We start from the raw sequence: 21,689 nt of genomic DNA, 5'->3' as shown, positions 1-21,689 counted from the left end.
ACGCGTGGCTGACCATGCCACCGCTGCCGCTGGAGTACCAGGGCCCGGTCGCCATCGGGCACTTCCTCGACGCGGTCGCGCTGCGCGACGGCCGCCGGTACGCGCTGGTCCCCACGCGGGCGAACGGCCAGCCGGCGTTCGGCTGCTACCTGCGCGACCCGCGGACCCCGATCCTGCACGCGCACGGGGTGATGGTGCTGACCCTGTCCGGTGACCGGGTCGGCGCGGTGACGCGGTTCGTGGACAACTCGCTCCTGCCGGCGTTCGGGCTGCCCCGGTCGCTGCGCGGGCGGGGTTCGCGATGAGGACCGCCGAGGGGAGGATGACGCCCGGGCAGGTCTGGGTGCTGGGGCTGGCGTCGGCGGCGTCGTTCATGATGTCGCTGGACGCGCTGGTCGTGACGACGGCGCTGGGCGCGATCCGGCAGGACCTGGCGGCCTCGTTGGAGTCGCTGGAGTGGACGGTCAACGCCTACGGCTTGGCGTTCGCGGTGCTGCTGCTGACCGGGGCGGCGCTGGGCGACAGGTTCGGTCGCCGCCGGGTGTTCGTCGCCGGCCTGGCGCTGTTCACCGCCGCGTCGGTGGCCTGCGCGGTGTCGCCGGGCATCGGCGCGCTGATCGCGTCGCGGGCGGCGCAGGGGGCCGGGGCGGCGATGGTGCTGCCGTTGTCGCTGACGCTGATCAGCGCGGCGTTCCCGCCGCGGCAGCGGGGCCGGGCGATGGGCCTCTACATGGGGATCACCGGCCTGGCGACGCTCGGCGGCCCGTTCGTCGGCGGGGTGATCGCCGAGGGGCTGGCCTGGCAGTGGATCTTCTGGTTGAACCTGCCGCTGGGGCTGGCCACGATCGCGCTGGCGGTGCGGCGGGTCGACGAGAGCACCGGTCCGGCCACCCGGTTCGACCTGGTGGGTGTCGTGCTCGCGGCGCCGGGGGCGTTCGGCGTCGTCTGGGGCCTGGTGCGCGGGAACGCGGCGGGCTGGGGCAGCGCGGAGGTGCTGGGCGCGCTGGTGCTCGGTGTCGCGCTGGTGGTCGCCTTCGTCCTGTGGGAGCGGCGCGCGGAGGCGCCGATGCTGCCGATGCGGTTCTTCCGGGTGCGGGCGTTCGCCGCGGCCAACGCGGCGAACTTCTGCGTGTTCGCCTCGCTGTACGGGCCGCTGTTCTTCCTCGCCCAGTACTTCCAGGTGGTGCACGGCGAGGGGCCGCTGGGCGCGGGGCTGCGGCTGGTGCCGTGGACCGCGACGCTGATGGTGTGCGCGCCGGTCGCCGGCGCGTTGGCCGACCGGTACGGCGAGCGGGGGTTCGTGGTCGGCGGGCTGGCGCTCCAGGCCGTCGGCGCGGGCTGGCTCGCGGTGGCCTCCGGTGCCGGCACGGGGTACCCGGAGCTGCTGCCCGCGCTGGTCGTCAGCGGGGTCGGGTTGACCATGGCGATGCCCGCGGCGCAGAAGTCGGTGGTGGGCGCGGTGCGGCCGCAGGAGGTCGGTCAGGCGTCCGGCGCGTTCATGGTGCTGCGGATCCTCGGCGGGGTGTTCGGCGTCGCGGTCGCGGTGGCCGTCTTCGCGGGCGCCGGGGGTTACGCGTCGGCCGGGGAGTTCGGCGACGGGTTCGCGGCGGCGATGGGCGCGGTCGCCGCGATCGCGGTCGTGGGCGTGGTGGCGGCGCTCGGGATGCCAGCCGCGTCACCGCGGTCGGCGGGTGTCGCGTCCGGGGCGCGCTGACCGGTCCGGCGGGGCCCCGGGGCGCGCGTCACAGGACGGTGGCGAGCCGCTCCGGGGTCTGCCCGGCCGCGGGGATGAGCACGGCGCTGTCCAGGCCGGCGGCGAACAGCTCGGCCAGCCGCGCCCGCACGTCGTCGGGGGTGCCGACCAGCGCCAGTTGCCGCACCCACTCCTCGGGCAGCCGGCGCGCGAACTCCTCGCGGCCGCCGCACTCCCGGCGCAGCGCCGCGAACTCGTCGGCGAACGGCAGCGGCGCCAGGTGCGGCGCCCAGTCGGGTTCGCCGATCCACGCCAGGCCGTCCCGGACGGCCTCGACCGCCACCGCCCGGTCGGGGTCGACGGCGGCCGCGTTGTAGCCCACGAGCCGGTGCGGACCCGGCGCGCCGATCTGCCCGAGGGCGGTGCGCACGTACTCCGGGGTGGTCGGCTCGGCCAGGACCGTGCCGTCGGCGACGCGGCCGGACAGGGCCAGCGACCTCGGGCCGCGCACCCCGGCCAGGACCGGCGGCACGTGCTCGGGCAGGCACGCCCCCTCCAGCCGGACGCCGTCCAGCGCGACCAGTTCGCCCCGCTCGACCGCTTCCCCGCGCAGCAGGCCCTTCACCGCGCGCAGGTACTCCTCCAGCAGCGTCAGCGGGCTGGCCGGCCACGCGCCGACCGACCGCATCCAGGCGGGCATGCCGTGCCCGATGCCCACGTCCACGCGGCCCGGGAACAGCCGGGCCAGCGTGGCGACCTCCATGGCGGCGAACGCCGCGTTGCGCGCGCCCACCGGCAGCAGCCCGATGCCGACCCGGATCCGGCCGGTCGCGGCCAGCACCGCCGCGGCCTGGGCGATCCCGCCGTGGAAGCCCAGGTCCTCCACGACCCACAGCTCGTCGAACCCCAGTTCGTCGGCGCGGCGCGCGTAGGGCAGGACCTCCGCGCCGTCGAGGTCGCGGGGCAGCATGATCCCGATCGATCCGGCACGAGTCACGGCGGCTCCCTCGGTTGGCGCGGACTTGATCATAACCGCGGGTCCGGGCGGGCTCGCGGGCCCCGGCGGGTCCGGCGCCGACCCGCGTGGAAAAAAACCGGTACGGGGTGCACGCGCCGGCGAACACCTGCACCATCTGATCATGCGCAGTTCACTTTTCGACCACGCGGAGAGATCCGTCGAGCCCGGCAGCTTCCAGCTCCAGAACAGCCGCATGCTCAAGGTGGACCTCACCGGCAGCGGCGGGTTCTTCTTCGCCAAGCAGGGGTCGATGGTTGCCTACCAGGGCGACGTCGACTTCGCCTACGAGGGCAGCGGCGGCCTCGGCAAGCTGTTCAAGAAGGCCCTCACCGGCGAGGGCATGTCGCTGATGAAGGTGTCGGGCAGCGGCGACGTGTTCCTCGCCCAGGACGCCGACGAGGTGTTCATCCTCCACCTGGAGGACGAGGGCGTGACCGTCAACGGCAAGAACGTGCTGGCGTTCGAGAGCACCCTCAAGTGGGACATCAACCGCGTCGAGGGCGCCTCGATGCTCAGCGGCGGCCTGTTCAACACCACGTTCACGGGCACCGGCTCGCTCGCCGTGACGGCGTTCGGGACGCCGGTCGTGCTGGACGTGGACGTGCCGACGTACGTCGACATGCAGTCCGCGGTCCTGTGGTCCACCTCGTTGCAGTCCTCGATCCGCAAGACGGCGAAGCTCGGCGCGGTCATCGGGCGGGGTTCGGGTGAGGCGTACCAGCTCGCGCTGTCCGGGCGCGGGATCGTCGTCGTGCAGGCATCCGAGGGGCACCCGCAGCCGCAGACCCAGTGACGGGCGCGCTCCGCGGGGGGCCGTCCCCCGCGGAGCGCCCCGGGGTCAGAGCGGGATGTAGACGCCGAAGTCGCGGGCGGCGGTGCGGAAGTCCTGGAAGCCGATCCGCGAGCCCGCCGCCCTGGTCACGGTGCCCTTGGCGATGACGCCGCCGGCCGACGAGGGGCCGTAGACGGGGCCGCCGCTGTCACCGGGCCGCGCGGAGGTCCGGCCGTTCACCTGCTCGCCCTCCACGAGGTCCTCGCGGTCGGCGTAGAAGAAGAGGACCTTGATGTCGCAGACCGGCGCGCCGGTGGCGCGGGCGCTGGTGACGCCGGACTGGCACAGGTACTCGCCGGTGTAGACGTCGCCCCAGCCCCGGACGACCTCGGTGGAGTTGCCGTCCCCGCCGCCCACGTACTGCCGGTTCACCACGTTGCCCGTGGGGATCAGCATGATGTCGTGGTCGGCGTGCTTGGCGCCCGCCGTGCCGATGTGCTCGCCGGTGGGGTCGGTGACGCGCGTGCCGGGGTTGCCGCAGTGGCCCGCGGTGAGCAGGAACCGGGCGTTGTCGCCGTTGCGGACGGCGAACCCGGACGTGCAGGCCGCGTTGCCCAGGACGATGGTCGCGCCGCCCTTCCACGGCGGTGAGTCGTCCTGCCGGGACACCGGGGCCAGCGGCTCCTCCACGACGGTCCGCACCGGCACGTCGACGCGCAGGGCGCGGGTCGCGGCCTCGGACGTGGCGCCCAGGACGAGGCCGCTGCCGTCGGCGGGCACCTTGATCGCGTGCACGCCGGGGCCGCGCCGCGCCTGGACGACCTCGGCGGCCTCGCGCAGCTCGGCGTTGGAGTGGCGGGCGGCCCGGAAGGCCACCGGGGCCTCGCCCCGGGACGCGGCGTCGCGCACGGCGGCGGGCACGTCGCCCTTCCACCACAGCGCGACGTGGTCGTCCTCCAGCACCAGGCCGGCGAACCCGGCGTGCCCGCCGCGCGCCACCTCGGCCTGGATCCCGTCGGCGGTGCGCACCAGCGGTTGCTGGGCGAGCATCCGGTCCCAGGCGGTGACCGGTCCGGCGGCGGCGGGCGCGGCGCTCCCGGCGGCGACGTTCAGGGCCGCGGAGACGACGGCCGCGGCGGCCGTGGCGGTGATCGTCCTTGCTGTCCTCACGAGCGGAACTCCTCTGCGCGGCAGGGTCGGCAGCGGCGGCGGGGTCGGCGGGCGGGTTCCGGGACCTCCCGGGTCAGCGGGGCGGTTCGCGCAGGGACAGCAGCAGGTCGCGGACGGCCGTGGCGGGCAGCCGGCCGTCGCGCTCCACCGCCTCGGGGGCGCGTGGCGCGGAGCAGAGCAGCACGGGCCCGTCCTCGGGCCGGTCGGGCAGCCGGCCGTGGGTGCCGCGCACCGGTGACGGGTCCAGCGGCACGGCCTTCATCGCGTAGCGCAGCCCCACCTTCTTGCGCACCAGGTTGAGCCCGGCCTTGAGCCGGGCGAGGCGGTCGGCCGGGTCGAAGAACAGCTCGGCCGGGTCGTAGCCGGGTTTGCGGTGGATCTCCACGCCCCGGGCGAAGTCGGGGGCGCGGTCGTCGTCCAGCCAGTAGTAGTAGGTGAACCAGGCGTCCGGCTCGGCCACGGCGACGAGTTCGCCGGAGCGCTCGTGGTCCAGGCCGACCAGGGCCTGGCCGGCGCGGTCGAGGACCTCGTCCACGCCGGCCTGCTCCGCGACCACCGCGCGGGCCCTGGCCAGGTCCGCCGGGTCGCGGACGTAGACGTGCGCGAGCTGGTGGTCGGCCACGGCGAACGCCCGCGACGTCCACGGGTCCAGGTACTCCATGCCCGCCTGGGTGTGCACCTCCAGCAGCCCGGCGCGGCGCAGGGCGCGGTTGAGGTCGACCGGGCGGCGGGCGGGGGTGATGCCGTACTCCGACAGCGCGACTACCGTCGCACCGGCCCGCTCGGCGTCGGTCAGCAGGGGCGCGACGACCCGATCCACGTCGCGGGCGGCCCGCACGGCCTCGGGCGAGTCCGGTCCAAAGCGCTGGAGGTCGTAGTCCAGGTGCGGGACGTAGACCAGCAGCAGGTCGGGCCGCTGCGAGGCCAGCACCCGGCGGGCCGCGCCCACGATCCACTCGCTGGAGGGCAGCGCGGCGGTCGGCCCCCAGTACCGGAACAGCGGGAACTCGCCCAGTTCCGCGACCAGGGCGTCGTGCAGGGCGGGTGGCCGGACGTAGGCGTCGGGCGACTTGCGGCCGTCGGCGTGGTAGATCGGGCGCGGGGTGACGGTGACGTCGGTGCCGGCGCCCATGGCGTACCACCAGCAGATGTTGGCCGCCGTGAAGCCCGGGTCGGCGCGGCGGGCGGTCTCCCACAGCTTCTCGCCCTGGACGAGCCGGTTGTGCTGCCGCCACAGGTGGACCTCGCCGAGGTCGCGGAAGTACCAGCCGTTGCCGACGATGCCGTGCCGGGCCGGGGTGAGGCCGGTCAGGAACGTGGACTGCGCGGAGCACGTCACCGCCGGCAGCACGGTGCCCAGCTCGGCCCGGAAACCCCTCTCCCCCACCGCGCGCAGGTTCGGCATGTGCGGCAGCAGGGCGGGTGTCATGCCCACCACGTCGACCACGACCAGCGTCACGCCCGCACCTCCGCGTGCTCGTCGGCGGGGCTTCCCCCGGCGGGGTCCTCCCCGGCGAGGTTCTCCTCGGCCCAGCGCAGTTCGGCCGCGATGCCGGCGGCGAGGTCGTCCACCCCGCCCGGCAGCACGGACCAGGTGTAGGTCTCGACCTCGACGTCCGGGGTGTGGCCGACCTGCCGGACCGCCGCCACCGCCTGCCGCAGCACGTCGGTGGTGGAGCGCAGCGGCGCGGGCGGGTCGGCGTGCAGCGGCACGTGGAAGTGCACGCGCCACGGCCCGTCGGCGGGCAGTTCGGCGAACGCCTCGGGCAGGTCGTCGGCCCGGCGCACGCCGCCGGGGCCGGAGGCGCGCACCTGGTGCAGGTAGCGGGGTTCGGCGAAGGGCCCGAGCACGGTGGCCGCGTCGGTCGGGTCGGCCAGCTCCAGCGCCGCCGAGGCCTGCACCTTGACCACGCGCAGCCCGGCGCGGTCGATCGACCGCACCGCCTCGGCCGGGTCGGCGAACGACACCGCGAGGTGGCAGGTGTCCAGGCACAGCCCGACGAACCCGGGGTCCACGCGCCCGCCCAGCAGCCGCACCGCGTCGGCCACGTCGTCCACCACGCAGCCGGGTTCGGGTTCCACGGCCAGCCGCACCGCGCGGCCGGTGCGGTCGGCCAGGGCGCGCAGCCCGGCCGCCGCGTCGCCCAGCCGGGCCAGGGCGGTGGCGTGGTCGGCCGGGGACCACGGGTGCCGCCAGCCCAGCGGCAACGTGGAGACGCTGCCGGCGCCGCCCTCGGGCAGCAGGTCGGCCAGCACGGTGGCGCAGTCGAGGGTGTAGTCCAGGCGCGCCGGCGTGGTCCAGTCCGGGTGGTACACGGCGTGCTTGACCACCTCTCGGTGGAACCCGCCGTAGGGGAAGGCGTTGAGCGTGCGGACGACCAGGCCGCGCGCGTCGAGGGCGGCGCCCAGCTCCGCGCGCTTGGCGGCGTCGGCGGCGAGCGCGGCGGCCACGGGCGCGGACAGCCACAGGCCCAGGCCCAGCTCCGCGCCGAAGCGCTCGCGCACGGGCACGGCGTACCGGTCGAGCTGGGCCAGCACGCCGTCCAGGTCCTCGGCCGGGTGCACGTTGGTGCAGTAGGACAGGGTCACGAGCCACCGCCACCGGCAGGAGTTCCCCGCAGGACGGAGTTGCCCGCGAACGTGGCGGGCGTGTCGGGCTCGTCGAGCACGAGGCGCCCGCTCTGCCCGTAGAACGCCACCGGGTTGTGCCACAGCACGTCGTCCACATCGGACTGGTCGAAGCCGCCGGCCAGCATGGCGCGCCCGGTGTGGTAGGTCTTGAGCGGGTCGGAGCGGCCCCAGTCGGCGGCGGAGTTGACCAGCACCCGGTCGGTGCCGTGCTCGCGCAGGATCGCGACCATCCGCTCCTCGTCCATCTTGGTGTCCGGGTAGATGGAGAACCCCATCCAGCACCCGGAGTCGGCGACCAGGCCCACGGTCACCTCGTTCAGGTGGTCCACCACCACCCGCTCGGGTGGCAGCCCCGATTCGCGCAGCACGTCCAGCGTCCGGCGGGTGCCCGCCGCCTTGTCCCGGTGCGGGGTGTGCACGAGCACGGGCAGGTCGTGCTCGGCGGCCAGTTCCAGCTGGCGGGCGAACGCCTCGTCCTCCTCGCGCGTCATCGAGTCGTAGCCGACCTCGCCGACCGCGACCACGCCGTCCTTGGCGAGGTAGCGGGGCAGCACGTCCAGCACCCCGGCGCAGCGCGGGTCGTTGGCCTCCTTGGGGTTGAGCGCGAGGGCGCAGTGGTGGCGGACGCCGAACTGCGCGGCCCGGAACCTCTCCCACCCGATCAGCGAGTCGAAGTAGTCGGTGAACGAGCCGACCGACGTGCGCGGCTGGCCCAGCCAGAACGCGGGCTCGACCAGGGCGGTGATGCCCACGGCGGCCATGGACTCGTAGTCGTCGGTGGTCCGGGACGTCATGTGGACGTGCGGGTCGAAGATCGTCACGGGGTCCTCCCCAGCAGGCGCAGGGCGTCGTCGGGCACGGGCCGGCCGGCGGCCTCGCGCTCGGCGGCGTAGTCGGCGGTCATCCGGCGCAGCTCGTCGTCGGCGCGGCGGTCCAGGTCGTGCACGGCGGCCAGCGGCACGCCCGTGAACAGGCACTTGAGCACGCCGTGCCGCCAGGTGTGCGGGTCGAGGTGGGCGGCGGCGAACGGGCCGAGCGCGGCGGCGACCAGGCGGGTGTCGTTGGTGCGCAACGCGTCGCGCACCAGCGGCAGGCCGACGTCCGGGTCGGTGCCGGGGGTGAGCGCGCGCAGCACGCCGCGCCGCTCGGCGTCGTCGCCGTGCCGGTAGAGGTCGGGCAGCTCGGAGGCGTCCGGCAGCGCCGCGACCAGGCGGGCGCGGGCGGCGTCGTCGACCGTGCCGTGCACCAGGCCGCCCGGGTCGCCGGCCCGCAGGGGTCCGCGTCCGACCGCGCGGCCGACGGCCGGGAACAGGGCGCGGATGGCGGTCGGGTCGGCGCGGACCCGCCGTTCGGCGTCGGTGAGCCAGTCGGGGGTGGCGGCGGCGCGGAGGGCGGCCAGCGCGCGGCGGGCGACGTCGGGCGCGGCGTGGCTGTGCCGGGGCAGCTCGACGGCGGCCAGTCCCCGGTAGCCGACGTCCTCCAGCGCGGCGAGCGTCCCGCGCAGGTCCAAGGCGCCCTCGCCGAACTCCAGGTGCTCGTGCACGCCGGGCAGCATGTCGTCCAGCTGCACGTTGACCAGCAGGTCCCCGGCGCGCCGCACGCACGCCGCCGCGTCCTCCGGTTCGACGGCCACGCAGTGGCCCACGTCGAGCGTGATGCCCAGGGCGTCGGGCTCCCCCAGCTCGGCGCGCAGCGCCAGCGCCTGGTCGAGGCGTGCCACCACGTGCCCCGGCTCGGGCTCCAGCCCCAGCCGCACCCCGGCCCGCGCCGCGAGGTCCACCACCTCGGCCACCCCGGAGCGCAGCCGGGACCACGCCTCGTCGGGCGGCACGTCCGCCGGCCGCACGCCGGCCCAGAACGACGTGCAGTCCGCGCCGAGGTCGCGGGCCACGGCGATCGCGCGCCCCAGGAAGTCGACGCGCCGCGCCTGCCCGTCGGACACCAGCGTCGGGTGGTGCTTGCGGTGGGGGTCGAGCAGGTAGCGGGCGCCGGTCTCCACGACGACGCGGAGGTCCAGCGCGGCCAGCCGCCGGGCCACGGCGTCGACCCGGCGGGCCAGGTCGGGGGCGTACGGGTCGAGGTGGTGGTGGTCGAGGGTGAGCGCGACGCCCCGGTAGCCGAGGTCGGCGATGACGGCGAGCGCGTCGTCGAGCCGGTGGTTGGCGAAACCGTTGGTGCCGTAGCCGAACTCGACGGTCGTGCCGGTCATGTCGGCCCCACCTCGCGGCCGAGCCGCCGGGCCAGTGGCAGCGCGCAGGCGACGGCCAGCGCGGACCGCCAGGACCCGCGCGCGGCCAGCGCCGCCTGCAACGGCACCATCCCGTGCACGCCCGCCGCCGTGGCCGCGCGCACCCGGGCCGCGCCGCCGCCGGACCGCACGACCGCCAGCTGGGCCCGGCCCACGAGCGCCGCGTACACCGCCGCGCCGACCGCCGGGCGCCACCCGCGGGCACCGGTCGCGACCGCCGTGGCGGCGGTGCCCGCGAGCACCGCCCGCGCCACCGCGGGCGACGTCCCGTGCACCTCGCCGCGCGACAGCACCGTCACGCCCAGGGTGTGCGCCGCCAGCGCGGACGCGGCGGGCAGCGCGTCCCGGAACCCGCCCGGCGGCGCGCCGAGCAGCACGTCCAGCCCCCGGCACGCGGCCATGGCGAGGGGGCCGGCCGGGGTGTCCTTGAGGACCGTGTCGTAGGCACACACGGCGCCCGCCAGCACGGCCGCCGTGCCCAGCGCGCGCCGACCGCCCGCGACGGCGGCGAGGCCGAGCCCGAGGGCGGCGAGACCACCCGCGACGGCCAGCGCGCGGTCGGGGTCGACCCGGCCGGACGGGATGGGGCGCTCGGGTCGCTCCACGGCGTCCAGGTGCCGGTCGGCCCAGTCGTTCAGCGCCATGCCGGACCAGTACAGCGCCACCGACGCCGCCGGCAGCAGCAGGCGCCTGCCGCGCAGCCCGCCGACGCCATCCCCGGCGACCCCATCCCCGCCGACGACGCTCCGACCGCCACCGCCCCGGCCGCTAGCACCCCGGCCGCTAGCACCTCGGCCGGCACCATCCCGCTCCGCGGCGCCCCGGCCGGCGGCCCCCGCGACGGTGTCGCCGAGCACGGTCAGCGCGGCAGGCGCGCGGACCAGGTGCAGGTAGGGGTTCACAGGCCCTCCGCCCACTCGACCAGCGCCCTGGTCTGCTCGGCGAAACCGTGCTCGCCCGAGCCCAGGGGGTCCTTGAAGAAGAACCCGAGCGCGTCCTGCACACCGGCGCGGCCCGCCCGGTGCGCGGCCGCCAGCAGCCGCCCCAGGTCGAGCACCAGGGGCGCGGCCAGGGCGGAGTCCAGGCCGGTCCAGGTGAACTGCAACGACATCCGCGCGCCGAGGAACCCCTCGAACAGCACGTGGTCCCAGGCGGTCTTCTGCTCGCCCAGCTCGGGGACGTTGTCGATGTGCAGGGGCGCGGTCACCGGGTGCCCGAGCAGCGCGGCCAACCCGGACGCCTTGGTGCGCAGCTTGCTCGACGCGTGCGCCGGGTCGCCCAGGGTCGAGCCGTCGCCGCCGCCCAGCAGGTTCGTGCCCGCCCACGACAGCACCCGCAGCGCCCGCGCGGTGAACATGGGCGCGAGCACGGTCCGGACCAGGGTCTCGCCCGTCTTGCCGTCGCGGCCCGCGTACGGGACGCCGACCGCGGCGGCCAGTTCGGCCAGCGCGGGCGGGGTCACGCCCGTGGACGGGGTGAAGTCCGCGAACGGGCAGCCGGCCTTGAACGCCGCGTACGCGGCGAGGGAGCTGGGCGGCAGCACCGGTTCACCGGCCGCCAGCGCCTCCTCCAGCGCGGCGAGGGAGGCGTGCGCCGGGTGCGGTTCGGCCGGCGGCTCGGTGGAGGCCACGTTGACCACGACGACCCGCGCCAGGTCGTGCCGCGAGCGGAACGACGCCAGGTCGGCCGCCAGCCGCGCCGCCACGTCGGGTTGCGCGCCCTGCGGCACGTCCCGCAGCTCCGCCTCCACCTCCCGCAGCCCCGCCGCGACCGGGCCGAGCAGGTCGGTCGGGACCACGCCCGCGCGCGCCAGTTGCTCGGCCCGCTTGGCCAGCGGCGTGGACACCACGTCGTGCCCGCCCACCACCAGCGAGTCCCACGGCGGCAGGTCCGCGTCCAGCAGCTCGGTGACGCAGCCGGTGGGTGGCGCCAGGCCCGCGCGCAGGCCGAGCAGCCCGCACACCGCCGTGGTCGCCACCGAGCCGCGCGCCCCCACCAGCCACAGCCCGGTCCGCCCCATTCAGCCCGCCTCGGCGCGGGTCGGCGCGGGGACCGGGGACGACGTTCCGGGTGCGGTGGTCCGGTCCGGGGCGGCGAGGTGGCCGCGGGGTGGTGGGGACGTGGTTCGCTGGGGTCGCACCGGTGTCTCCTCGTTCGCACGACGCTGGGCTTCACGGGCAGCGGCCGTTTGTGTTCCAGCTCACAAGCTGGAAGGTGAGGCCGATTCTGTTTGCCCTCCGCCGAAGACCGCAAGACTTTCGGCCGTTCTGAACAGAAGTAGTGCACGAATGGACGAAAGAGTTACCTAGAGTAACGACTCGCTCGCGGTCGGGCGCGCTCCGGCGCACAGCGGCCGACTCGGCGTCCGTCACCCGGTGGTGAACAGCTCCAGCGGCACGGCGTCGGCCAGCGCCCGGTACCCGGTGGGGTTGAGGTGGAGGTGGTCGCCGCTGTCGCAGTCGGCCCTGAGCGCGCGCGGCCGGTCCGGGTCGCGAACGGCCCGGTCGAAGTCGACCACGGCGTCGAAGCGCCCGCCGGTGCGGATCCAGTCGTTGACCGCCTGCCGGGCGGCCTCGCGGTACCCCGCGGGGTCGTCGTAGGCGTGGCCGCCGAACGGCGGGATCGTCGCGCCGTAGACGCGGATGCCGTGGGCGTGGGCGCGCAGGACGATCTGGTCGTAGGCGTCGACCAGCTCGTCGGCGACCTGCTTCTGGGCGGCTTCGGTCGCCTGGGCGCAGCCGATGTCGTTGACGCCTTCGAGCACGAACAGCCACGCGATGCCGCTGTGCGCCAGCACGTCGCGGTCCAGGCGCGCCAAGGCGTTGGGCCCCAGGCCGTCGCGGAGCACGCGGTTGCCGCCCGCCGCCTGGTTGACCACCGCGACGCCGGCGGTGTCGGGCCGGGACCGGAGCCGGTCGCGCAGCAGGTCGGGCCAGCGGTCGTTGCCGTTGGTGGTGGAGCCGCGCCCGTCGGTCAGGGAGTCGCCGAGGAAGGCCGCGGCGGCGGTGCCCGGACCGGCGGGCACCTCGACGCCCCCGAGGAAGTACCAGTGCTCGACGGGGGTGGCGCCCGGCAGGGCGTCGGCCCGGACGTGGTTGCCGGCCAGCAGGTGGGAGGTGGTGCGCGAGCCGGGGTGCGAGGTGATCTCCGCGGACGCCTGGCCGTGCGCCAGGTGGATCGTCACGGTCAGGTCGGCCTGCGCCCCGAGGGGGAAGGGGATCGGGTCGGAGACCACCTGGGCGCCCGGTTGGACGACCGTCGAGGGCTTGCCGCAGAAGGTCGCGGTCCGGGCCGAGCCGGGTTCGATCGCGGCGGCGCCGGCCCGGCCGTCGCGCGGGTGGGCGACGGTGGCGGCGGTGATGGGCAGCGGCGCGCCGCCGAAGGCGTTGGTGAAGCGGAGCCGGAGCCGGTCGCCGCCGACGGAGACGCGGACGGTCTGGCGCAGCGTGGCGTCCGCCAGGACCACCCCGTCGCCGGTGAAGGGCTCGGGCGGCATGTTGGCGGGTTCGGTGAGCTGGGGCGTCGCCGCCCAGGTGTGCACCCAGCGCTCGGTGGAGGTCGACGAGGTCCCGTTCACGACCCTCCGCCCGGTTCCACTGCGGCCGGAGCCGCAACTTTCGACCCTGTCTTCTTAACTTTCGAGCCAACGTAGCCGCCCGGAACGCGTCGCGTCAACGCCCCGGAGGGGAAGCGCCGGGCGGTCGGTGCGGGCAGTTGGCACGGGCGGTCAGCAGGTCCGGTCGCGCGGGGGCGCGGCGCCGAGCAGGTGGGCGTCCGCGGCGGTCCTGGTGCAGTCGTTGGCGTGGTAGACGCCGTGGCCGGGGCCGTCGAAGGTGACCAGGCCCGAGCCCTTCGCCTGCCGGTGCGCGTTCCGGGCCCACCGGTGGGGCGTGGCCACGTCGTAGCGGCTGGTCAGCAGGAGCGGCGGCGGGGCCTGGTCGAGGTCGAGTCGGTGCGGCGGGTTCGAAGGGCGGTCGGTGAGCCCGATGCACGTGGTGGCCTCCCGGTGGCCCAGGACCGTGCCGCGCAGCGTGGGCGCGGCGCGCAGCTCGGCCCGGCGCAGCGCCCGGTACTCGTCGAAGTCGGCGAACCGCAACGCGAAGTCCTGGCACACCACGGCGTGGGTGAGCGAGTCGTAGTTCGGCTCGAACGCCGCCCTGGCACCGCCGACCTGCGCGATCAGCGACGCCAGGCCCTCCCACGCCCCGTCGCGGAGCTCCGCGAACGCCCACTGGACGAGCTCGTCCCGCCCCGGCCCGTTCTCGTCCGCGGCGACCAGGGCCTCCTCCCACGCCGCGTGGACGTCCCGCCCGTGCAGGGCGCACGCGGCGTTCCCGGCGCACCACCGGGCGAACGCGCCGAACGCCTCCTCCGCGGCCCGCGCCCGGTCCAGCACGAAGCCGCGCAGGTCCACGCTGTGGTCGATCACGCCGTCCAGCACCATCGAGCGCACCCGCGGGCCGAACAGCTCGGCGTACTGCTGGCCCAGCAGCGTGCCGTAGGAGATGCCGTAGAAGCTGATCTTCCGCTCGCCCAGGGCCGCGCGCACCGCGTCCAGGTCGCGCGCGGAGCGGGCGGTGTCCACGTGGTCGAAGATCGGGTGGCGGGCCCGGCAGTCCTCGCGCACGGCGAGGTTGTGCCGGGCCAGCGCGGCGAACGCGGCCTCGTCCGCCGGGTCGTCGCCGGGGTGCCGGGCCATCAGCTCGGGCGAGCAGCGGATGGCGGAGCTGTTGTTGGTGCCCAGCTGGTCGAAGCCGACGACGTCGAACCGGGCCCGCACCTCGGCGCTCAGGTACGGGGCGCGGGCGAACTCCGCGCCGGACCCGCCTGGGCCGCCCGCGTCGACGAACACCACGCCGATCCGGCGCGCGGGGTCGGTGGCGCGGACCCGGGACACGGCCAGGTCCACCTTCGGGCCGCGCGGGTCGGCCCAGTCGAGCGGGACGGACACCGTGCCGCAGTCGGCCGCGGGCTGCTCGGGGCAGGGCTGCCAGGGGATCGCCGCCGCCCGCGCCTCGGGCGCGGCGACCGGCGGACCCAGCAGACCCGCGATCAGCGCGGCGATCGGCAACACCCGCATGACGTCCCCCAACGTGAGCGCTCCCGGTGAAACGTGAGCGCTCCCGGTGAGCGGAGACGTGCAGTCTGGTCAGGTCCGCGTGCCGGGGGCAACCCCCGGGCGCCGCCGCAGCGCCGGGTCGAGCAGGGCGGGCGGGGTGTCGAACTTCTCGTGCGGCGCGAGGTCGACGCCGGGGGCCACGACGGCGTCGACGGCGTCGAGCACGTCGGCCGGCAGCACCGTGTCCGCGGCGGCGAGCTGCGCGGTCAGGTGGTCGGCGGTGCGGGGGCCGATGATCGCGCTGGTCACGGCGGGGTGCGCGGTGACGAACCCGAGCGCGAGCTGGATCAGGGTCAGCCCGGCCCCGTCGGCGACCTCGACCAGCCGCTCGACCGCGTCGAGCCGGGCCCGGTTGGCGGGCAGGGAGGTGTCGAAGCGGTCCGGCAGGATCTTGGAGCGGCTGGTGGTGATCTCCCGGCCCGCGCGGACCGCGCCCGACAGCCAGCCCGAGGCCAGCGGGCTCCACGCCAGCACGCCGAGGCCGTACTGCTCGGCCACCGGCAGCACGTGGGCCTCGATCCCGCGCTGCAGGATCGAGTAGCTGGGCTGTTCGGTGACGTACCGGCTCAGGTGGTGCTCGCGGGCGGCCCACTGGGCCTGCACGATGCGGTAAGCGGGGAAGGTCGAGGAGCCGAGGTACCGGATCTTGCCCGCCCGCTGGAGGTCGGTCAGGGCCGACAGCGTCTCCTCGTCGTCGGTGCTCGGGTCCCACCGGTGGACCTGGTAGAGGTCGACGTGGTCGACGCCGAGGCGGCGGAGGCTGTCGTCCAGGGCGGTGACCAGCCAGCGGCGCGAGCTGCCCCGGTGGTTGCGCTCGTCGCCCATGGGCATGGTGGCCTTGGTGGCGAGCACGAGGTCGTCGCGGCGGCCGGCGATGGCCTTGCCGACCATCTCCTCGGACTCGCCCCGGCCGTACATGTCGGCGGTGTCGATGACGTTGATCCCGGCTTCCAGGGCGGCGTCGACGATGGCGGTGGCCTCGTCCTGGGTGGTGCGCCCGATCTCGCCGAAGTTCATCGCGCCGAGGGCGAGGGAGCTGACCTGTACGCCGGTGCGGCCCAGGGTGCGGTACTGCATGGCGGAGTTCCTCCGTCGTTGACGTGGTCTGGTGTGGTCGCCAGGTCCGCGACCTGGCACCATGAAGAAACGGAACGTTGCTCCGCCGACGATACGGAGCAGTGTTCCGTTTGGCAAGCGCGGACGTGGAGGACGGCACGGTGAACGACGGCGACGGCGGTGCGGGGCAGCAGGCCCGGCCCAAGCGGGCGGATGCCCGGCGCAACGAGAAGACGCTGCTCGACGCGGCCGCCGCGGTGTTCGTCGAGTCGGGCGTCGAAGCGCCGGTGCGCGACATCGCGGCCAGGGCCGGTGTCGGGATGGGCACGATCTACCGCCACTTCCCGACGCGGGCGGACCTGATCATCGCCGTCTACCGGCACCAGGTCGAGGCGTGCGCGGAGGCCGGGCCCGCCCTGCTGGCGAGCAGCGGGTCCCCGCACGCCGCGCTGGCCCGGTGGATCGACCTGTTCGTCGACTTCCTGGTCACCAAGCACGGCCTGGCCGGCGTGCTGCACTCCGACGAGGCCGGTTTCGCCACGCTGCACGCCTACTTCATCGACCGCCTGGTGCCCGTGTGCGCGCGGTTGCTCGACGCGGCCGTGGAGGCGGGTGAGATCCGGTCCGACCTGGAGGCCATCGAGCTGATGCGCGGGGTCGGCAACCTGTGCATCGGCGCGGACAGCGATCCCCGCTACGACGCGCGGCGGCTGGTGCGGGTCCTCGTGGCGGGGTTGCGGCTGCCGCGCTGAGCGCGGGCGGTCACCGGGTCCAGGCCTGGTGCGGGTCGCGTTCCCGGCAGGGCCTCACGTCGACGGCCCCGAACGGGCGCGGCGCGGTCAGGCACTCGCCCTGGTGGAGGGCGCTCTCCAGGGTGAACAGGCCGTCCGGGTGGGGGTGTTCCACCCAGGACTGGCCCCGGGCGCCGATGCACTCCAGCACCGTGATCCGCGTCGGCGAGTACGCCGTGAGGCACCCGCGCAGCTGCCGGTGCACGACGGTGGTGAGGGCGCCGTCGTCGCGCGGGTGGAACCGCCACCGCTGGTCGGGCCGCCCGGTCCGCACGTCGACCGCGACGGGTTCGGACTGCGCCCGGGAGGTCAGCGCCAGGCCGGGGAACGCGACGCCGTCGACCACCACCTGGTCGTACTCGTCCCGTTCGTGCCCGGCCTGCGCGTTCGCGGCGGCGGTGGGCGTGAAGGCCACCAGCAGGGCGATCAGGACGGTCGGCAACGCGCGCGTGGTTCCCCCGGGGTGCGTTTCGTGTGCCGTCCATTAGCCCACCGGAAGGCCTTCACGATCGGGTGGTCGTGGTGCCCCGAGGGGTGAACTCGTCCTTGATCACCGTGGGGGTGCCCAGGGCCGGCGGTGCCAGGTCGGTCCGGCGGTGCTCCAGGCGTGACGCCGACACCACCCGGCCTGCGCGGAGCACGACCTCGGTCGGCGCGGGCCGCCCGAGGAACGCCAGCAGGCTGGCGGTGGGCCCGTAGGCGCCCGCGTTGGGGATCGTCACGGTGTCCCCCGGCGCGAGGTCCGGGACGAGGACCTGGCGGCCCAGGACGTCGCCGGGTGTGCACAGCGGACCGGCGAGGGTGGCGGGGGCGGTCGGCCCGTCGGCCTGGTCGAGGACGACGGAGACCGGCAGCAGGCGGCCCAGGCCCGACAGCCCGCCGAAGGTGTTGACGCCCGCGTCGAGCACGACGAAGCGCCGGCCCCGGCTGTACTTGACGTCGACCACCCCGCACAGCAGCTCGCCGCAGTCGCCGACGAGGTACCGGCCCGATTCGGCGATCACGGCGGGTTCGCCGCGCCGCCACCCCGGCAGGTGCCGGTCGAGGGCGGTCGCCAGGCCCGCCGTCAGCCCGGGGTAGCGCGGCCGCTCCCCCGGGGTCGCGTACGGCGCGGCGAACCCGCCTCCGACGTCCAGCACGCGCAGCGGCAGGCCGGCGTCGCGGAGGGCGGCGGCCGAGGCGGCGGTGTTGGCGAACTCGGCCAGGAGGGCGGCCTCGTCCCGGGCGCAGCTGAGGGGGAAGAAGTGGGCGCCGACCAGCCGGGCGCCGGGGACGCGCGCGAGGTCGGGCAACAGGGCGGGCAGGGCGTCGGCGTCGGTGCCGAACTGGGAGGGGGCGCCGGTCATCCGCAGGCCGGTGGCGCCGCCGGGCGTGGCGCCGTTGACGCGCAGCAGGCAGTCGACCTCCACGCCGCGGTCCACGGCCGCGGCGCCGATGCGGCCGAGGTCGCCGGGCGATTCGGCCGAGAACAGCCGCACGCCCAGCCTGATCGCGTCGTCCAGTTCTCGGGTGGTCTTGCCCGGACCGGTGTAGAGGCAGTGGGAGGGCGGCACGCCCGCGGCGAGGGCCACCGCGAGTTCGCCGGTGGAGGACACCTCGGCCCGGCAGGGCCGGTCCCCGCCGCGCAGGGCGCGGATGACGTCGGGGTGCGGGTTGGCCTTGACCGCGTAGTGGAGGGCGACGGGTTCCGGCAGGGCCGCGCGGAGGTCGTCGTGCGCGGCGTCGACGCGGTCGAGGTCGTAGACGTACAGCGGGGTGCCGAAGCGTTCGAGCAGTTCCGCCCGTCGGCTCATCGGGAGGCGCCTTCCAGCAGGGCGTGCAGCTCGGCGGTGGCGGGTTTGCCCTGGGTGTTGAGGGGCAGGCGGGGCACGACCAGGCAGGTGGCCGGCACCTTGGCCGGTTCCAGGCGGGTGGACAGTTCGCGCAGCACCGCGTGCGGGGTCAGGTCGCCCTCGACGAACAGGGTCAGGTCGCGGTCGTCGGTGGGCGGCAGGGCGACGGCCGCGCGGACGCCGTCGACGTCGACGGCCGCCGCCTCGATCTCGACGGTGCTGACCCGGGATCCCTTGCGCTTGAACATGCCGTCGCGGCGGCCGTCGAAGTAGAGGTAGCCGTCCTCGTCGAGGTGGCCGTGGTCGCCGGTGTGCAGCACGCGCCCGCCGTCGGCGGCCACGCGGAAGGAGCGGGCGGTCAGGTCGGGTGCGCGCCAGTAGCCGGACATCACGTGCGGTCCGCTGACGACGATCTCGCCGACCGCGCCGGGCGGCAGCTCCGCGCCGTCCGGGCCGAGCACGCGCACGGTGGTGCCGGGCAGGGGCCTGCCGACGGAGCCCGGTCGTTCGCGGTCGGCCTCCGGGGGCATGATGCTGATGCGCTTGCACTCGGTCTGCCCGAACTGGCGCACCACCCTGGCCCCCGGGAAGACCTGGCGCAGGGCGTCGATGGTCGGCTGGGCCAGCACGGCGCCGGTGCTGGTGATCAGCCGCACCGCCGCCGACGAGCCGCCGACGCGCCCGGCCAGGGTGGTGATCATGGTGGCGAGCGAGGGGACCAGCGGCAGCACGGTGGCGCCGGAGTCGCGGATGCGGTCGAGCAGCCGCAGGTCGTCGTGCTGCTGGACGACGACCAGCTCCGCGCGGCCCAGGCAGCACAGCAGGACCTGGTAGAGGCCGTAGTCCCAGGACATCGGCAGCCGGCTGAACACCACGTCGCCGGGCCGGTAGCCCAGTTCGGCGTGGATCGCGGACGCGGCGAAGGTCATCGGGCCGTGCGGGCACATGACGGCCTTGGGCGTGGCGGTGCTCCCGGAGGTGTAGACGAGCAGCGCGAGGTCGTCGGGCGTGACGCGGCGGGCGGGCGGCGCGTCGAGGTCGGCGGGCGCGGCGGAGGCCTCGGCCCAGGCCGCGGTGCGGTCGAGCACCGGGCACGGCGCCAGGTCGCGGACGCGGTCGACGTCCTCGGCCAGCACGAGCACGGGCTCGGCGTCGCGCAGCACGGCCGACAGGTGGAACGGCCGCATGGCCGGGTCCAGGGGCACGAGCACGGCGCCCAGGCGGGAGCAGGCGAACAGCATCGCGGCCAGCCCGGCGGCGGGCGGCGAGATCACCACGACCCGGTCGCCCCGGCGGACGCCGTTGCGGTCCAGCCAGGTGGCGAACGCCGCGCTGACCTCGCCGAGCCGGTCGTAGGTCCACCGGAGGGTGCCGGCGCGCACGGCGGGCGCGGTGCCCGCGGCGGTGACGGCGTCGTCGAGCAGGTCGTGCAGCAACACGTTCGCGCTCCTCGTGGTTCTCGGCTGACGTGGCGACGCCGACGTGGCGACGACGAGGGGGCGGCACTGCCGGGTGCCGGCGCCGCGGTGGTCGCGCCGGACGCGTCGCGGTCGGGACCGATCGTGCCGAATGGATCATGAGGGCCACAAGCGCGGGGATCTCGGTTCACTCGAAAGAAAACGGGCCGGGCGGACCGGCCGAAGTGGACCGATCCGGGCGAGTCGGTCCCGGTGGACCGACCGAAGAGGACTGACCGGTGCGGGGTGGCCGGTGCGGGGTGGCCGGAGTGGAACGCGTTGCCGGCTCCGGCCGCTGAGCCGGCGGCCATGGCCGAGCGGGACCGGGCAAGGGCGTGGCCGGGGCCGGCCGGGTTGTCCGCCGGCGCGGGTCGGACCGGGTTGTCCGCCCGTGCGGGCCGGGCCGGTCGTGGTCACCGGGTGAGAGGTGCGGGTGGGCGAAACGTGCGGGTGCCGTCCGGTCGCGGTGGGCGTGACCGGACGGCACCCGGGGGCCTGCTGGGGGTGGGGCCGCTGGTCAGCCCACCGTGATGGTCCCGTCGGCGGAGCGGGCGCACGCGACCGCGCGGGTGGTCGCGGCGGCGGCGCCGGTGAGGCAGCGGCCCAGCACCGCGTGCCCGGCGGCGTTGGGGTGCCACGACTCCTGGCAGGTCTGGAAGTAGGTCGCGCAGGTGTTGGCGATCCGCTGCACGGCGATCTTGTCGTAGCCGGACAGGCTGGTGAGGAACGTGCCGGTCGGGCCGTCCTGGAGTCGGATCGGGGTGGCCAGCGCGTTGGCCGGGCTGTCGCCCCGCTCGCACAGCCGCGCGCCGTCGAAGGCCCGCTGCACGTTGAGGTGGACGAGGTCGGCGCCGGGGAACTCGGCCGACAGCGCGGCGTGCGCGCCCTGCACGACGGTGCCCAGCCTGCCGGAGAACACGTGGCCCGGTGCGAGGCTGGCGCGGTGGACCGGGCACCCCGCCGCGTACCGCTCGGCGCCGAGGGCGCGGAACTTGTCGCGGGTGTCGTCGCGCCCGTCCTCCTCGTGGTACTGGGCCGCGATGTCGAGCGGGAGCGGGTTGGTGTAGTCCTGGAAGACGACCCGGTGCCGCCCGTCGGCGTCGACCTGGGCCAGGGTGGTGAGCAGCAGGCGCAGGGCCGCGGTGGTCTCGGCGGTGGCCGCGGCGATCTCGTCCTCGGTGGCCAGGTCGGACACGGCGCACGGGGCCTGCGGCGGGTCGCCGGCCCAGAACTCCCACCAGCCGGTCCAGGCGTCGGCGATGAACCGGTTCGCGCACAGCGTGGCCACGTCGCCGAAGGTGAACGAGCTGTTGTTGGAGCCGAGGCCGACCAGGACCAGGTCGATGTCGTGGGTGCCGGCGACCGCGCGGAGCTGGTCGAGCTGGGAGGCGACGGCGCGGCCCTTGGCCCGGTTGCCGGAGGCGTTCGCCACGTCGTGCGGTTGGCCGCCGGAGCAGGCGAGGTTGAACCGGGCCTGGATGCTCGGCAGGTCCGCCTTGAGCAGGGACGCGTTGGCCGACCGGTGGCAGAAGAAGGCGTTGGAGTTCGGCGCGGACCAGCCGGGGAAGCCCTGCGCGACGCCGTTGACGTCGGTCACCGGGAGGTAGTCGCCCGCGCCCTCGCCGCTGACGAAGCTGTCGCCGATCGCGACGGCGGCGGTGGGCAGCGCGGCGGTGGTCGGCGCGGCGGGCCGTGCGGCCGCGTCCGGGGTTCTCGGGTCGGGGGCGGCGCCGGCGACCGCCGTCGCGGACCAGCCGAGCGCGGCGGCGAGCAGCGCCACCAGCACTGGACGTCGAAGCGGGGACATCACGACCTCCTCGTTGACAGTCGGACTGACGTGAAATGTCTTCAACTCCGCTGCCCGGGTCAAGACCGAAGGGAAAACCCGGAACGGGTTGACGG

General features: G+C 75.6%; 18 protein-coding genes and 1 pseudogene. 4 read left to right on the top strand and 15 right to left on the bottom strand.

The window, feature by feature from the left end:
* Both ACFV4N_RS23645 and ACFV4N_RS23640 read left to right on the top strand, forming a co-directional pair.
* Positions 1 to 305: pseudogene (locus ACFV4N_RS23645) on the top strand (RNA polymerase subunit sigma-70); the annotation flags it as partial.
* A complete protein-coding gene (locus ACFV4N_RS23640) occupies positions 302 to 1,714 on the top strand; it encodes a DHA2 family efflux MFS transporter permease subunit (RefSeq protein WP_499674754.1) in 1,413 nt (470 codons plus the stop codon). The pseudogene ACFV4N_RS23645 and the gene ACFV4N_RS23640, both read left to right, overlap by 4 nt.
* 28 nt (positions 1,715 to 1,742) lie before the next feature.
* On the opposite strand, the gene ACFV4N_RS23635 is transcribed toward ACFV4N_RS23640, so the two are convergent.
* A complete protein-coding gene (locus tag ACFV4N_RS23635) occupies positions 1,743 to 2,690 on the bottom strand; it encodes an LLM class flavin-dependent oxidoreductase (protein ID WP_499674753.1) in 948 nt (315 codons plus the stop codon).
* 142 nt (positions 2,691 to 2,832) lie between these two features.
* Here ACFV4N_RS23635 and ACFV4N_RS23630 point away from each other — a divergent pair, with 142 nt between their 5' ends.
* The gene (locus ACFV4N_RS23630) at positions 2,833 to 3,504 is read left to right on the top strand and encodes an AIM24 family protein (protein WP_499674752.1); all 672 of its coding nucleotides are present in this window, start codon (positions 2,833 to 2,835) and stop codon (positions 3,502 to 3,504) included.
* A gap of 45 nt (positions 3,505 to 3,549) precedes the next feature.
* Here the strand turns inward: ACFV4N_RS23630 and ACFV4N_RS23625 are convergent, their stop codons facing one another.
* The 10 genes from ACFV4N_RS23625 to ACFV4N_RS23580 form a co-directional block, all read right to left on the bottom strand.
* Positions 3,550 to 4,653, bottom strand: coding sequence for a chymotrypsin family serine protease (locus tag ACFV4N_RS23625; protein WP_499674751.1), 1,104 nt, complete (start codon positions 4,651 to 4,653; stop codon positions 3,550 to 3,552).
* 73 nt (positions 4,654 to 4,726) lie between these two features.
* Complete coding sequence (locus ACFV4N_RS23620) at positions 4,727 to 6,106, bottom strand: alkaline phosphatase family protein (protein WP_499674756.1); 1,380 nt, start codon at positions 6,104 to 6,106, stop codon at positions 4,727 to 4,729.
* Positions 6,107 to 6,108: 2 nt separating this feature from the next.
* Complete coding sequence (gene eboE, locus ACFV4N_RS23615) at positions 6,109 to 7,242, bottom strand: metabolite traffic protein EboE (protein ID WP_499674750.1); 1,134 nt, start codon at positions 7,240 to 7,242, stop codon at positions 6,109 to 6,111.
* The gene (locus ACFV4N_RS23610) at positions 7,239 to 8,105 is read right to left on the bottom strand and encodes a TatD family hydrolase (RefSeq protein WP_499674749.1); all 867 of its coding nucleotides are present in this window, start codon (positions 8,103 to 8,105) and stop codon (positions 7,239 to 7,241) included. Before ACFV4N_RS23610 ends, eboE begins: the two co-directional genes overlap by 4 nt.
* Positions 8,102 to 9,493 (bottom strand): EboA domain-containing protein, encoded by a 1,392-nt coding sequence (locus ACFV4N_RS23605; RefSeq protein ID WP_499674748.1) that lies wholly within the window; start codon positions 9,491 to 9,493, stop codon positions 8,102 to 8,104. Before ACFV4N_RS23605 ends, ACFV4N_RS23610 begins: the two co-directional genes overlap by 4 nt.
* A complete protein-coding gene (locus ACFV4N_RS23600; protein WP_499674747.1) occupies positions 9,490 to 10,434 on the bottom strand; it encodes an SCO3242 family prenyltransferase in 945 nt (314 codons plus the stop codon). The genes ACFV4N_RS23605 and ACFV4N_RS23600 overlap by 4 nt, the downstream gene beginning before the upstream one ends.
* Entirely contained in the window at positions 10,431 to 11,552 is a 1,122-nt protein-coding gene (locus ACFV4N_RS23595; RefSeq protein ID WP_499674746.1) for an inositol-3-phosphate synthase, read from the bottom strand. Before ACFV4N_RS23595 ends, ACFV4N_RS23600 begins: the two co-directional genes overlap by 4 nt.
* 348 nt (positions 11,553 to 11,900) lie before the next feature.
* A complete protein-coding gene (locus tag ACFV4N_RS23590; protein ID WP_499674745.1) occupies positions 11,901 to 13,109 on the bottom strand; it encodes an SGNH/GDSL hydrolase family protein in 1,209 nt (402 codons plus the stop codon).
* Between the two features lie 150 nt (positions 13,110 to 13,259).
* A complete protein-coding gene (locus ACFV4N_RS23585) occupies positions 13,260 to 14,612 on the bottom strand; it encodes an alpha/beta hydrolase (RefSeq protein WP_499674744.1) in 1,353 nt (450 codons plus the stop codon).
* A gap of 69 nt (positions 14,613 to 14,681) precedes the next feature.
* Positions 14,682 to 15,728, bottom strand: coding sequence for an aldo/keto reductase (locus ACFV4N_RS23580; protein WP_499674743.1), 1,047 nt, complete (start codon positions 15,726 to 15,728; stop codon positions 14,682 to 14,684).
* Between the two features lie 140 nt (positions 15,729 to 15,868).
* On the opposite strand from ACFV4N_RS23580, the gene ACFV4N_RS23575 reads away from it, so the two are divergent.
* Positions 15,869 to 16,459 (top strand): TetR/AcrR family transcriptional regulator, encoded by a 591-nt coding sequence (locus ACFV4N_RS23575; RefSeq protein WP_499674755.1) that lies wholly within the window; start codon positions 15,869 to 15,871, stop codon positions 16,457 to 16,459.
* Between the two features lie 10 nt (positions 16,460 to 16,469).
* On the opposite strand, the gene ACFV4N_RS23570 is transcribed toward ACFV4N_RS23575, so the two are convergent.
* From ACFV4N_RS23570 to ACFV4N_RS23555, 4 genes are all read right to left on the bottom strand, one after another.
* Entirely contained in the window at positions 16,470 to 16,940 is a 471-nt protein-coding gene (locus ACFV4N_RS23570) for a ricin-type beta-trefoil lectin domain protein (RefSeq protein WP_499674742.1), read from the bottom strand.
* 61 nt (positions 16,941 to 17,001) lie between these two features.
* Positions 17,002 to 18,291, bottom strand: coding sequence for a type III PLP-dependent enzyme domain-containing protein (locus ACFV4N_RS23565; RefSeq protein WP_499674741.1), 1,290 nt, complete (start codon positions 18,289 to 18,291; stop codon positions 17,002 to 17,004).
* Complete coding sequence (locus ACFV4N_RS23560) at positions 18,288 to 19,769, bottom strand: class I adenylate-forming enzyme family protein (RefSeq protein WP_499674740.1); 1,482 nt, start codon at positions 19,767 to 19,769, stop codon at positions 18,288 to 18,290. The genes ACFV4N_RS23565 and ACFV4N_RS23560 overlap by 4 nt, the downstream gene beginning before the upstream one ends.
* A gap of 535 nt (positions 19,770 to 20,304) precedes the next feature.
* Positions 20,305 to 21,594 carry an SGNH/GDSL hydrolase family protein gene (locus tag ACFV4N_RS23555; RefSeq protein WP_499674739.1) on the bottom strand — a complete coding sequence of 430 codons (1,290 nt, stop codon included), beginning with the start codon at positions 21,592 to 21,594 and terminating at the stop codon, positions 20,305 to 20,307.
* Positions 21,595 to 21,689: the final 95 nt, after the last annotated feature.

It is taken from the genome of Actinosynnema sp. NPDC059797 (assembly GCF_042732085.1).
In the GTDB taxonomy this organism is placed as follows: domain Bacteria; phylum Actinomycetota; class Actinomycetes; order Mycobacteriales; family Pseudonocardiaceae; genus Actinosynnema.
This window is presented reverse-complemented; position numbering and strand designations above follow the sequence as displayed.